Below are 13,792 nucleotides of genomic sequence, written 5' to 3' on the forward strand. Positions count from 1 at the left end.
AGGAATACTCAGCCAACGTGAAAAAAATTCACATCAGATTGAAATGGTGAGGGATTGCGTCACGACCGTCTGTAGCCACTCTACTTTTGTTACGTTCTCAGGCAGCGTCGCTAACCCCATGCTAAGACGCAATTCTGTATCAGTAAGCGGAAGGAAGATCACGCCCTGACGCTGGATAGCGGAAAAGGAGGCCGGAACCAGGCTCAGACCGTCACCCTGCGCGATCCGTGCCAGCAGCACGTCATGTTCCATCGGCTCCTCAATAAGAGCAGGAGAGTAACCGGCACGACGAAAAATGTGTCGAGTGTAATCAAAAAAAGCAGGGTTACGTTCACGTTTGAACCAGAACAGCGGTCGGTGGTTCAGCGACGTTAACGAGAGCGAAGGCAGAGCCGCCTCTGGCCAGAGCGCGGGTAAGGCGGCAATCATCGATTCTTGCCAGCCGAGCGGCGTGACGCTAAGACCCGAATTCTCAAGCGGTAGCGCCACCAGCGCTGCATCCAGTTTTCCCCGACGCACCTGACGCGCCAGTTCAGGCGAACCATGACGGACAATATGTAGCTTCTGTACACGCGTAGCAAGCTGCGACTCAAGCGCCGCAAAAACGCCCTGCTCAAACGCCGTACTTAGCCCTAAGCGCAGAGATTGCTCTCCCGTCTTCGCTATCTGACTCAACGCCGCCCAGGTTTTATCCTGTAGCGCCAATAGCGGGCGCACGATTTCAAGTACGCGCTGGCCGTCCTCCGTCAGCGTAAGTCCACGGGTATGACGGACAAAAAGCGTCACCCCCAGGCGCTCTTCAAGCTGGCGAATGTGGCGACTCAGCGGCGGCTGCGACATAAATAAACGCAGCGCCGCTCGACTCATGTTGTTCTCTTCCGCCACCACGGAAAAATAGCGTAGGAGGCGGATATCCAGAGAGTGCAAAGGCGATGTTGTCATACCGAAAAGGTATCACGGAAACGGTATTACCCCAATCATTCCGCACGCTCTATCCTCATGCCATACACTAACTCACGAGGTGATTATCATGGATTCAGAACGCTATTTAACCGGTCAGAGAATGCTGCAACAGGTTGATGGAAAAGGCGGAGATGCGGTAGTCGAAAGTCTGCAGGATATTGCGCCAGACTTCGCCCAATACCTGATTGAATTTCCTTTTGGCGACATCTATTCAAGGCCGGGGCTGGATTTACGCAGTAGAGAAATTGCCACCGTCGCCGCGCTCACCGCCATGGGTAACGCCGCACCGCAGCTTAAGGTACACATCGCCGCCGCGCTGCACGTTGGCTTAACGCAGGAAGAGATTATTGAAGTGATGATGCAGATGGCTGTTTATGCCGGATTCCCGGCAGCACTAAACGGCCTGTTCGCTGCAAAAGAGGTGTTTGCCTCCCACAGAGGTTAAAACAAAGGCCAGCGGAATATCTGCTGGCCTGACCTCACTACGGTTTCAGATCTTCCACACGCATGCCTTTGAGTTGTTCATCCGTCAGCGTATTTCCCGCTTTGAAATAATCCACGACCGCATTAGAGACATAGTAACCGCCGGATGTGTTACGCGCTTTACCTTCAGTAAATGTCGTGAAACCATCACCGCCGTCCGCCAGGAAGCTATTGGTGGCAATGTGATAAACCGTGGCATCCTCAATGGGTTTGCCGTTTAACGTCAATACGCTAACCCGCTGACCAACCGGTTTACTGCTGTCATACTTCATCTCCAGTCCTTTGGACACCTGCAATACACCGTTGCTTAAACCCGCGCCGTGCTCCATCAGGCTACGTAACTGCTTCCCGGTGAGATCCATGGTTGCCAGCTCATTCGGGAACGGGAAGGTGCTAATGACTGCGCCCATGGTGATGACTCCAGCAGGGATTTCATTCCGGATGCCGCCCGAGTTAGTGAGCGCTAACTGGGTATCTTTACCCGCCGCAACCAGCAACGCATCTGCCGCCAGATTTCCCAGCGAAGAAGATTCACCGTAAGCACGCGTCAGCTCAACCGGCGCGTTGGCAACCGTCTGCTGCACCACTTTATCGAGCTTTTTATTCCAGCCATCAATGACCTGTTTCGTCTGCGGGTCTGGCTGCCACTCATCAGCAAAAATGGTTTTCAGCTCGAAGTTCTTCACGGTAAATTGATGCGGTTTTTGCTGGTAATCCAGCACCAGTTTACCCACATCAATGCCGCCGCTGTCGGTAGACAGAATCAGGGTGTTACCTACTTTAATCGGCTCCGGCGTGCCCACATGCGCATGACCGGTGATCAGGATGTCCAGCCCCTGCACCTGGCCTGCGGTCTGGATGTCTTTATCCAGCGCACGGCGTACATCGGTGCCCCCCAGACTGGACTGACGCGCTGGCGTGCCTTCATGGATCAGCGCCACGGTGAGATCGACTTTGCCTTTCAGCTCATCGATATAGCGTTGCAACCACTTCACTTCATCCCGCGCCTCGATCCCGACACGTGTCGCAGCGGAAACCGTATCATCAAAAGCAAACACGCCGTGCAGGCCAATCACGCCAATCTTCACGCCATCTTTTTCAATAATGGTGTAAGGCTTATCCCAGAACATTTTGCTGCTGTTTTGGTAAAAGATGTTGCCCTGCACGATCGGAAACTTTGCCTGGCTCAGCTGCAGCAGCGTATTGTCCCAACCGTGATCGAATTCATGATTACCCATGGTGACAGCGTCAAAATTCATGGTGTTCATGATATCGATAATCGCCTTCCCCTTGGTCAGGCTGCTGATATATGGCCCGGTAAAATAGTCGCCAGCATCCAAAAACCAGGTGGCGCTATTTTTCGCTTTCTCCTGCTTCACCATCGCCGAGATATTGGCCCAACCGCCAATATCTCGTGTGCCATTGGCAATCCATGGCACTTTATAAGGTTCGACATGGGCATGGAGATCGTTGGTATAAATAATCGTGACATCTTTGGCACTCGCCCAGAGCGGTAAAGATACCAGAACACCGACAGCAAGCATTTTTAGCTTCATAACCAATCCCTTTCAGTCATATAAAGATTCGCTACGTTACGTTCTGAAAGGTTTTTTTATGTGAGAAAACTCACATCCATCGGTGATAGTTGCAGGCCAAAATCAACGACCATTAAAAATCGTTGGTAACAGGATGACGTCACTGTTCACTATCAATTGCTGCAAATCCTTTGGCTGCAAAAATCTGGGGCTGGCGAGTTCAGCTGATTACAGCTGGCCAGAATATCGGCTGGGTTATGCCGCACTGCATTGTCGGGCATGCGGCAGCCTTCCACCGCTGTTTGATGAGGAACAGTTCCGTTGCTGGTTGTCGGCATATTTAGCGGATTTTGCCGCTAATCGTGGTCAGTTTTGCCCATGTTGCTACCAACGAGAAATCATCCGCTATGGGCATAATCCCCAGGGCAGCCAGCGCGTCCAGTGCCGAAACTGCAAAAAAGTGTGGACACCAAAGCAGGCGCCTCCCACCAGCATCGTTTTGCCAGAACAAATAGCGACGATTCCCTTGCTCGTCCCTTTTCAGGGCGTTAGCGCAGGCCAGCAACTCTATGTATTACTCTCTTTTGACGCTATTCGCGGCAATGTTCTGCATATTTCCAGCAACTTCACGCCGCACACTGCCGGCATATCATTGCTTTACCGCTGGCGTGACACCGCTGAGCCAACAGTCATTCACGACGATATCATTGAGCGAGTGAGTCAGCGGGAAACCCAGTTTTTACGCCGCAGCCAGTTTGATGAAATCCAGTACGGCAGCGCCATACTCAAACGGAACGCCAGCGGCGCGATTTTACGCCCGGTCATTACTGCCCATGGGCATTTCCGCCTGCTGAGCCATCTGTGGCCAGAGGTAAAAACCCATATTATTGCCCACGAATGCTTCCTGCGCGGCGCAGCGATTACCGCATGGGCGGAACAGTTTCGCCATCATCGCGCCTCGCTGTGGTTTATTGATGAAGAAATGAATAGCGATCAGCGCACGCTGCCCTGGCAATTGCTGGGTAAAACGTATCAGGGATGGTGGCGAAATCAGTGGCAAATCTGGCAACGAGGCGATATGCGTAAAATGGTGTGTTTGTTAACGCAGGGGCGGGTTGAAGAAAGCGCGTCAATAACCCTGGCGGCAAGCCATCATTTTCTCGCCTGGTTGCGGCAACAGACAGAATTTCAGCAAAGTACCCGTTACTCTGCCCATTCGTTGTTTCAGGCGATAAGGTCGCTGGCAGATAAATACAACGCCCTCATTGAGGGCGATGTTTACACATGTTATCCGGCAACAAAAACTACAGCAGTTGCGCCAGGCGGTTGATATCAGACTGAATCGCCCCGGCGGTCACGTCGCGGCCCGCCCCCGGTCCACGAATGACCAGCGGGTTATCACGATACCAACGGCTTTCAATGGCGAACACGTTATCGCACGGCAGTAGTGCCGCCAGCGGGTGCTCAGGGCGTACCGCTTCAACGCCAACGCGTGCCTTACCGTTAGCATCAAAACGCGCCACATAGCGTAGCACCAGTCCCATTTCACGTGCCGCTTCCAGGCGTTGCACCATCTGCTCGTTCAGCTCATCGCCATTTTCAAAGAAATGGTCAATAGAACCTGCTTCACAGTGCGCAGGCACCAGCGATTCTACGCGCACCTGGTCCGGTTCAATGTCGTAACCCGCTTCACGCGCCAGAATCACCAGCTTGCGCATCACATCTTTGCCGGAAAGATCCACGCGCGGATCAGGTTCAGTCAGACCCTGCTGCCACGCCTGATCCACCAGATCGGTGAACGGGACCGTGCCATCAAATTGCAGGAACAACCACGACAACGTGCCGGAGAAGATCCCGCTGATCGACAGAATAGTATCTCCGCTATCAATCAGATCGCGCACGGTATGGTTGATCGGCAAGCCTGCGCCGACGGTGGCGTTATACAGCCAGTGGCGACCGGTTTTTTCAAAGGCGTCATGAATCTGGCGGTAATTATTACTGCTGCTCGCCCCCGCCAGCTTGTTGGCGCTGATAACGTGGAAGCCATGACTGGCGAAATCCAGATACTGCTCCGCCAACTGCTCGCTGGCAGTGACGTCCAGCACCACTAAATCATCATACGGGTGGGCACGCATCCACAGGAACAATGACTCTTCATCCTGTTCTACCGCCTCGTCATCGAAGAAGGCCAATGCGCGGCTGGCATCCAGCCCTTCGTAATTCAGCAGGCTACGGCGGCTATCAACCACTCCTGCCAGCACGAACTCTAATCCGGTACGCGCCGAGAGCGTGCTCTGCTCGCGGGCAAACAGCTCCAGCCAGCGCGACCCAATGTTGCCTTTGCCGAACAGCACCAGACCAATGCGTTTTTCCGCGCGAAAGATTGACTGGTGCAGACCCTGAATCAGGCTCTCCGTTGGCCCGGTACGCAATACGGCGACCAGGCTGATGCCCTCTTCCGACTGCCAGGTGAATTCGACCGGCTGACCTTTCAGCTGTTGCCAAAAGCGATGGCAGTGCAGCGGGTTACGGGTGACGCCCGCCCCAACCATCGCCACCAGCGCCAGCCCCTGGCGCAGACGCAGTTCGCCCGGCAGGCCAGCTTCATCCAGAATTTTCAGTGCGCCATCAGCGACTTCGGAGGTATAGCAAAATTGCAGCAACTGGCGGTCAGGATGCACACCCACTGCCAGCGGACGCACCTGGGTGCGTTTTAAAATCTGATCAATCTCTTTATAGGCCAGTTTAAAGTCCTGGCCAGTGGGAACCTGAAACTCAATCAGGCAAACGTCGTCATGGCTGGTCACAATACGTGCCCCGGTACCGGAAGCCAGCACGCGTTCAATACGCGTCGATCCCTGCTCCGGCGTATAGCTACAACGCAACTGGAGATCGATATCGCTGCCGGAAACCGGCTGGAGGGTGCGGGCATGGAGAACCGGAGCCGCCAGACGCGCCAGCTCGCTGGCTTCATCCAGACGCAGCAGCGGCAGCAGACAGGCATCTTTTACTTTACGCGGATCCGCGCTGTAAACCCCGGCGACATCGCTCCAGATGGTTACGCGGGAAACCCCCGCCAACGCGCCAACCTGCGTCGCCGAGTAGTCGGAGCCGTTACGCCCCAGCAGTACCGTCTCACCGGCGTTGCTGCGGCTAATGAAACCGGTAACGACCAGGCGTTTGCCCGGATGCTGCGCCAGCAGTTGCTGCAGCAATGGGTAAGAAAGACCTTCATCCACCTGCGGCTGAGCGCCGCGCTCGGCACGTAAAAAATCGCGCGCATCCAGCCAGGCTGACTCCAGCCCCTGTTGGTTAAGGACGGCAGACATCAAACGCGCCGACCACACCTCGCCATGCCCGACGACTTCAGCATAGACGGCATCATTCACGCCGCTGTCGAGTAATCCGGCCAGGCGCTCCAGATCGTGAATAAACGCGCCGATCAGCCCATCCGCCACCTCAGGAGGTAACAAACCGCTGATAAGCTCACTCTGATAGCGACGTAACGCCTGTTGAACCTGATGCGCAGACAGACGATCGGTCTGGCTTAATTTTAGCCAGCTAATCAACTGGTTAGTGGTACTGCCTGCGGCTGAAACAACCATCATGTCATCAGGCTGCGAGTACTCCGCCATAATGCCTGCGACACGCAGATAACATTTCACATCAGCCAGACTACTACCACCAAATTTGTGCAGTTGACGACCCTTCGTCCCTGCCTGCGCAATCACACTCATGTTTACCCCTTGTTTGCAGCCCGGAAGCCATTTTCCAGGTCGGCAATTAAATCTTCGCCATCTTCAATACCGGTGGAGATACGCAACAGCGTTTCCGAAATTCCAGCAGCAGCACGCGCTTCTGGCGCCATTCCCGCGTGTGTCATGGTTGCGGCATGGGAGATCAGACTTTCAACGCCCCCTAACGATTCCGCCAGCGTAAACAATGACAACCCGCCGAGGAAGCGACGCAGCGTTTGCTCATCGCCATCCAGCTCAAAACTCAACATCGCGCCAAACCCTTTTTGCTGACGCGCGGCAATCTCATGGCCCTGATTATCCGGCAATGACGGGTGATACAATTTTTTCACCAGCGGCTGAGTTTGCAGATAATCCACAATCGCCTGAGCATTACGTTGCGCCACCTCCATACGAGGTGACAGAGTACGCAGGCCGCGCAACAGCAGATAACTATCAAACGCGCCGCCAGTCACACCAATATTATTCGCCCACCATGCCAGTTCAGTGACCATTTCCGGATCTTTTGCTATCACCACACCAGCCACTACGTCGGAGTGACCGTTTAAATATTTCGTGCATGAATGCAACACCAGATCGGCGCCTAATGCCAGTGGATTTTGCAGTGCCGGGCTTAAAAAAGTGTTGTCCACCACGCTGACCGCTCCAGCTTCGCGCGCCAGCTGGCAGATTTTCGCGATATCCACCACGCGCAACAGCGGGTTGCTTGGGCTTTCTACCAGCACCAGCTTCGGTTTTTCCGCCAGTGCCGCCTGCAACGCCTGCTCATCTCCTTGATCGACAAACAGTACGCGATAACAGCCACGCTTTGCCAGGCTGTCAAACAGACGATAGCTCCCGCCGTAGCAGTCGTGTGGTGCGACCAGCAGATCGCCAGGCTTGAGGAATACCGTAGTCACCAGATGAATCGCCGACATGCCGGTATTGGTCAGTACAGCCCCCGCCCCACCTTCCAGTTCCGCCAGCGCACGCTGAACGACATCACGCGTTGGGTTACCGCGGCGCGAATAGTCATGGGCGCGAGGCTCATTAAAACCGGTAAAGTTATAGGTGCTGGAGAGGTGGATCGGCGGGACAACGCAACCGTACTGTTCGTCGTCATTTAACCCGCTACGCACTGCGATGGTGGCCTGTTTACGCGTCATATTGAGGAGATCCTGGCTGAGTCGGTGAAAAGTCAGACACCAGAGTAATCATAGTTACGATAGCCGTCAATACATCTGGACATCTAAACTTCTTTGCGTATAGATTGAGCAAACCGGAAATAGCCGTTAAAATTATATGCATTAGCGTACATCTGCGTCGGCTTACTTCGTGTCAGGGCCACGCCACTACGATAAACTACGCGCAATTATGGTCCGGGCTCAGGTTCTGGCCTCAATATTAATGACAAAGAGGATTAGGTATCTCATGGCTGAATGGAGCGGCGAATATATCAGCCCATACGCTGAGCACGGTAAGAAGAGTGAGCAAGTCAAAAAAATTACGGTTTCCATTCCTCTGAAGGTGTTAAAAATCCTTACCGATGAACGCACACGTCGTCAGGTTAACAACCTGCGTCACGCCACCAACAGCGAACTGCTGTGTGAAGCGTTTCTGCATGCTTTTACCGGGCAACCATTACCCAACGATGACGACCTGCGTAAAGAGCGCAGCGATGAAATCCCGGAAGAAGCAAAGGTAATCATGCGTGAACTGGGTATCAACCCGGAAACGTGGGAATACTGATTTTTCAAGACAGATGAGAAAAGGCGGGATTACTCCCGCCGCTTCTCACTACGTTACTTACTGATACCATTAATCTTATTCAATGTTTCTTCCATTTTGAGCGTCTCTTTACGGTTCAATGGATAGAAATAAATCAGAATGACCGCTGCCAAAAACAGGCATAAAGCCGGTAACAGATTTGCCATCGTATAGATGTTTTCCTGCACAATGCTGGTTTGCACAGCGCCGCCCGTTGACGAAGATTGATAACCAATGATGGCCAGCATAAAGCCGCCAATAGCCCCTGCGCACGCCTGGCCAACCTTGCGGGCGAAGAAGTTCACGCCATAGACGGTCCCATCTTCACGATCGCCGGTGACATACTGGTGATAATCACACACATCGGTCATAAACGCCCAAATCATCAGGTTGAATAACCCGGCTCCCAGCGTCGCCAGGAACAGGAAAACCAAATAAACCTTCGCGTCGGTAATGTGGGTGAAGTACATAATCACATACATGGCTACCGCAAAGAGCAGCGCGCCTACGCTGGCTTCTTTCTTACCAAAGCGCTTCGTGAGCCAGGATGCTGAGGGTGCCAGCAAAACCAGAGAGCCAAAGGTGAAGAGCAATGCAACGGACATGGCCTCTTTGTTATGGAAATAGTCATTAAACAGGTAAGTCATGTTGGTACCAGACAACCCCTGATTAATCACAATCAGCAGATCCACAACCACTAAAACAATCAGCGCTTTATTGCGTATCAACCCCTTCAGCAGCACAGAAACCGGCATGCTCTCTTTTCTTTCCACCCGCACGCGTTCCGTCGTTAACTGACAGGTCAACGTTAAAAAGATAAACCCCAGCACAGAACAACCAATGGCAATCCAGAAGAAATGCTGCCCAGAGATCACCTGGCTCCCGTCCACCAGAGTGGTGTACATCAGGATCGGAATAAAAAAGCCGGTTGTCCCGCCGCCGATGGCGGACCCAACGCTGCGCCAGGTTGACAGCGATACGCGATCTTCCGGATTCGAGCTAATCGCCGCAGACATGGCGCCGTACGGAATACTCACTGTCGATAACAGCGAACCGTAAATAAAATAGGAACAGCAGATGTAGATAATTTTCGCCGTATAAGAAAAATCATGCACAAACGGCAGGAACAGAACGACCGCAATGATGCAAAACGGGTACTTCATGCGGCGCACCCAGGGGTTAAATCGCCCATGTACCGTCAGTTTAGAGGTATCACATAAGCGCCCTACGCCAACGTCGACAAACGCATCAAAGAGTTTGGTCACAAAATAGAGTGAACCAACAATAACACCGGAAATACCGAGTACGTTGGTGTAATAAATCATTAAAAAACTATTTACCAGCCCAAGAATAAAACAGGTTCCGAGGTCACCACATAAATAACCGAATTTATCTCTTAATCCGAAAGGCCTGACAGCAATATTTTGATTGCTTCCGATCATTGTTCCATCATTAGACATGATGTTAACTCCTTAGACACATTATTCACGCAAACTATGCGTATACCGATGCTCAGCGTAATAAATCGATACGAAGTGTATTAACGGTCAGAAGTTATAACCGAGACCAACGCGATAGCGGGTCTGACGATCGTCTGTGGTTGTGGTGTTATACCCCGAGGAAACGTTACCCACCTCAACAAATGGAACCCATGAGCCTATTTTATACGCCACACGGAAGTTATATTCGTAATCGTCTTTTCGGTTGTTATATAAATCTTCGCTATCGGCAATTTTATAAATACCGTTCAGCTCAAACATCCAGTCATTGATGTTATAACCGAGCCATGCTTCCGGACGATAGACCATGCGGTCATCCTTGCCGTCAGTGTTTCTGCGCATGTACTCCTGACGATAGCGGAACGCAGTCCACCAATGGTCATTGATATTATACTGCACGCGAATATAAGGCTTATAAATCGCGATGTTATCGCCCGTTTCGATCGCAATACCCGGCTGCCAGACAAGGTCCTTCCAGGTGAACTGGTAGCTGGCCGTATACTCGTTGCCATTACTTTCCATATTATTCCACGCATCATTAGATTGCGTATTTTCGGAACGTGAAATGGCCTCGACTGCCACACCAAAACCCGTAGCAAAACGATGCGACATATAAACACGGTCGTAATTACGACCATCATCATAATATTCATGTCGATAATCAACATAACCCGCTTGCGCGGCCGCAGAGAATAATGAAATCAGTAATAACGCGGATTTAAATTTCATGACCATCCCTCTTCACACTAAATCTAGGAAATTGCCCATCTCGCTCCGTCCATAAATGAAGAAACGATGAAGGAATAAGAATAATTTTATATTTCCACGAAAGTGTATTTTAGAAAGAAGGAAGAAACCTTTGGTATTTTGCCAAAGATTGGCATAAGTGGCAAAAACAAGAAGATAAAAAGGACGCAGATCACCAGTTGAAACATTTTATCGTAAAAATAAAAACGCTGTTTTATTTATTAAATAAAAGACATTATTCAATACATCAATACGAATTTCAGTCTGCAGGCGCAGATACAAAAAAAGCGCCATAAGGCGCTTTTTTCTGACAGCTGAAACTTACTTGCTGCCTGGGATGCTGAAACGCTTGTTGAAGCGATCAACACGGCCACCGGTAGCAACATCACGCTGCTTGCCAGTATAGAACGGGTGGCACTGACCGCACACGTCCAGGTTCAGATCGTGACCGACGGTAGAGCGGATTTTCATGACGTTACCGCAAGAGCAGTTTGCAGTAATTTCTTCGTATTTCGGGTGAATATCTTTTTTCATGGGAAAACCTCGGTTTAAGGCCGCGTCGCTCTTCCAGCCCTAACGCCAGACACCACGCGATGTTAATAGTATAGGCCTATGATACAAATTCATATCAAAGGCGGCGAATCATACAGAAATTAACCTGCTCATGCAAACTGATCCGCATTCCAGCCTTCACTAATGTGTATACTAACCCGTCAGATTTCAAGTCAGGATGATTCAATGCCCGTTGCGCACGTTGCCTTACCCGTTCCGCTACCTCGCACCTTTGACTACCTGCTGCCGGAAGGCATGAGCGCCAAAGCTGGGTGTCGTGTACGCGTGCCCTTTGGCAAGCAACAGGAGCGCGTGGGCATCGTTCTATCCGTCAGCGAGCACAGCGAACTGCCGCTGAGCGAATTGAAAGCCGTTCTCGAAGTGCTGGACAGCGAGCCGGTTTATTCGACCTCCGTCTGGCGTCTGCTGTTGTGGGCGGCTGACTATTATCACCATCCTATCGGCGACGTACTGTTTCATGCCCTGCCGATTCTGCTGCGCCAGGGACGCCCGGCGACAAACGCGCCTATATGGTACTGGTTTGCCACTGAAGAAGGTCAGGTTATTGATCTCAACAGCCTGAAGCGCTCTCCCAAGCAACAGCAGGCGCTGGCTGCGCTACGCCAGGGAAAAATCTGGCGCGACCAGGTGGCTGAACTCGAATTTAATGACGCCGCATTACAAGCGCTGCGGAAAAAAGGGCTGTGCGATCTGGCGAGTGAAACGCCAGGCTTTAGCGACTGGCGTACCCACTACGCGGTTTCCGGTGAGCGTCTTCGACTGAACACCGAGCAAGCCACCGCCGTCGGGGCGATTCACAGCGCCGCGGACAGTTTTAGCGCCTGGCTATTAGCGGGCGTGACGGGCTCAGGCAAAACAGAGGTCTATCTAAGCGTACTGGAAAATGTCCTGGCCCAGGGCAAACAGGCGCTGGTGATGGTGCCGGAGATTGGCCTGACGCCGCAAACTATTGCCCGTTTTCGAGAACGCTTCAATGCGCCAGTCGAAGTCCTGCACTCCGGTTTGAACGACAGCGAACGTCTTTCGGCCTGGTTGAAAGCAAAAAATGGCGAAGCGGCGATTGTTATCGGCACGCGCTCGTCGCTGTTTACACCGTTTAAAAATCTCGGCGTGATTGTCATCGACGAAGAGCACGACAGCTCTTATAAACAGCAGGAAGGCTGGCGCTATCATGCGCGCGATCTCGCGGTTTATCGCGCCCACAGCGAGCAAATCCCGATTATTCTCGGCTCAGCCACTCCGGCTCTGGAAACGCTGTGCAACGTGCGACAGAAAAAATATCGCATGCTGCGCCTGACGCGCCGTGCCGGAAATGCGCGCCCCGCCACTCAGCACGTGCTGGATCTCAAAGGTCAGCAGGTGCAGGCCGGACTCGCCCCTGCGCTTATCACCCGTATGCGTCAGCACCTGCAGGCGGATAACCAGGTGATTCTGTTTTTGAACCGCCGGGGCTTTGCTCCTGCGCTGCTGTGCCATGACTGCGGCTGGATTGCCGAATGTCCGCGCTGCGATCACTACTACACGCTGCATCAGGCACAGCACCATTTACGCTGCCACCACTGCGACAGCCAGCGCCCAATACCGCGTCAGTGCCCTTCCTGCGGCTCAACGCATATGGTTCCGGTTGGACTCGGCACCGAACAGCTTGAGCAGGCTCTGGCCCCTTTTTTCCCCGGCGTGCCAATCTCACGCATCGATCGCGACACCACCAGCCGTAAAGGGTCGCTGGAGCAGCATCTGGCGGAAGTACATCGCGGCGGCGCACGAATTCTTATCGGCACGCAAATGCTGGCCAAAGGCCACCACTTCCCGGACGTCACCCTGGTGGCGCTTCTGGACGTTGACGGCGCACTATTCTCTGCAGATTTCCGGTCGGCAGAACGCTTCGCCCAGCTTTACACGCAGGTCTCCGGGCGAGCAGGACGCGCCGGGAAACAGGGCGAAGTGGTGCTACAAACGCACCATCCTGAACATCCGCTGCTGCAAACTTTGCTGTACAAAGGTTATGACGCGTTTGCCGAGCAGGCGCTGGCCGAGCGACAAACGCTCCAGCTTCCACCGTGGACCAGCCATGTGATCGTGCGGGCAGAAGATCATAACAACCAGCATGCGCCTATGTTCTTACAACAGTTGCGAAATCTGATCCAGGCCAGTCCGCTTGCCGATGACAAACTGTGGGTGCTCGGCCCGGTTCCCGCCCTGGCCCCCAAGCGCGGCGGTCGCTATCGCTGGCAAATTTTGTTGCAACATCCGTCGCGAATTCGCCTGCAGCATATCGTCAGCGGCACGCTGGCGCTGATCAATACGCTACCCGATGCACGTAAGGTTAAATGGGTGCTGGATGTCGATCCCATCGAGGGATAATCCCTCACGATGCGAGGCGGATCGTAAAATTAAAGATCCATCACACTTTTTATGAAAATTCTGTAACCGCTTCCATTAACTATCTGATAAAAATGTTTCAGATGAAGGCTATTCAAGGACGAGTCTG

Annotated in this window: 11 protein-coding genes; 4 read left to right on the forward strand and 7 right to left on the reverse strand. The window is 52.7% G+C overall.

The window, feature by feature from the left end:
• Positions 1 to 33: 33 nt before the first annotated feature.
• Positions 34 to 942: a LysR family transcriptional regulator gene (locus tag HV314_RS24020; protein WP_181546879.1), complete on the reverse strand. Its 909-nt coding sequence runs from the start codon at positions 940 to 942 to the stop codon at positions 34 to 36.
• 88 nt (positions 943 to 1,030) lie between these two features.
• Between HV314_RS24020 and HV314_RS24025 the strand changes: the two genes are divergently transcribed.
• Entirely contained in the window at positions 1,031 to 1,408 is a 378-nt protein-coding gene (locus HV314_RS24025) for a carboxymuconolactone decarboxylase family protein (protein WP_016157923.1), read from the forward strand.
• A 37-nt stretch (positions 1,409 to 1,445) separates the two neighbouring features.
• Here HV314_RS24025 and HV314_RS24030 read toward each other — a convergent pair whose 3' ends face one another.
• Entirely contained in the window at positions 1,446 to 3,002 is a 1,557-nt protein-coding gene (locus HV314_RS24030; RefSeq protein ID WP_181546881.1) for a bifunctional metallophosphatase/5'-nucleotidase, read from the reverse strand.
• Between the two features lie 133 nt (positions 3,003 to 3,135).
• Between HV314_RS24030 and HV314_RS24035 the strand changes: the two genes are divergently transcribed.
• Positions 3,136 to 4,311, forward strand: coding sequence for a cytoplasmic protein (locus HV314_RS24035; protein WP_181546883.1), 1,176 nt, complete (start codon positions 3,136 to 3,138; stop codon positions 4,309 to 4,311).
• Here the strand turns inward: HV314_RS24035 and metL are convergent.
• Together metL and metB are read right to left on the reverse strand one after the other, a co-directional pair.
• On the reverse strand, positions 4,286 to 6,718 hold the full coding sequence (gene metL, locus HV314_RS24040) for a bifunctional aspartate kinase/homoserine dehydrogenase II (protein ID WP_016155268.1): 2,433 nt from the start codon (positions 6,716 to 6,718) through the stop codon (positions 4,286 to 4,288). The two genes, HV314_RS24035 and metL, sit on opposite strands and share 26 nt — an antisense overlap.
• Before the next feature lie 2 nt (positions 6,719 to 6,720).
• Positions 6,721 to 7,881, reverse strand: coding sequence for a cystathionine gamma-synthase (metB, locus tag HV314_RS24045; RefSeq protein WP_016155267.1), 1,161 nt, complete (start codon positions 7,879 to 7,881; stop codon positions 6,721 to 6,723).
• A gap of 265 nt (positions 7,882 to 8,146) precedes the next feature.
• On the opposite strand from metB, the gene metJ reads away from it, so the two are divergent.
• Complete coding sequence (metJ, locus tag HV314_RS24050) at positions 8,147 to 8,464, forward strand: met regulon transcriptional regulator MetJ (RefSeq protein ID WP_003825168.1); 318 nt, start codon at positions 8,147 to 8,149, stop codon at positions 8,462 to 8,464.
• Between the two features lie 53 nt (positions 8,465 to 8,517).
• On the opposite strand, the gene HV314_RS24055 is transcribed toward metJ, so the two are convergent.
• The 3 genes from HV314_RS24055 to rpmE form a co-directional block, all read right to left on the reverse strand.
• Entirely contained in the window at positions 8,518 to 9,942 is a 1,425-nt protein-coding gene (locus HV314_RS24055; RefSeq protein WP_016155266.1) for an MFS transporter, read from the reverse strand.
• A gap of 87 nt (positions 9,943 to 10,029) precedes the next feature.
• On the reverse strand, positions 10,030 to 10,710 hold the full coding sequence (locus tag HV314_RS24060) for an oligogalacturonate-specific porin KdgM family protein (protein ID WP_016157918.1): 681 nt from the start codon (positions 10,708 to 10,710) through the stop codon (positions 10,030 to 10,032).
• Positions 10,711 to 11,049: 339 nt separating this feature from the next.
• Complete coding sequence (gene rpmE / locus HV314_RS24065) at positions 11,050 to 11,262, reverse strand: 50S ribosomal protein L31 (RefSeq protein WP_008787040.1); 213 nt, start codon at positions 11,260 to 11,262, stop codon at positions 11,050 to 11,052.
• Between the two features lie 204 nt (positions 11,263 to 11,466).
• On the opposite strand from rpmE, the gene priA reads away from it, so the two are divergent.
• Positions 11,467 to 13,665: a primosomal protein N' gene (priA, locus tag HV314_RS24070; RefSeq protein ID WP_016155264.1), complete on the forward strand. Its 2,199-nt coding sequence runs from the start codon at positions 11,467 to 11,469 to the stop codon at positions 13,663 to 13,665.
• The last annotated feature ends 127 nt before the right edge of the window (positions 13,666 to 13,792 follow it).

This window comes from Citrobacter sp. RHBSTW-00887 (assembly GCF_013728095.1).
Taxonomy (GTDB): Bacteria; Pseudomonadota; Gammaproteobacteria; order Enterobacterales; family Enterobacteriaceae; genus Citrobacter; species Citrobacter braakii.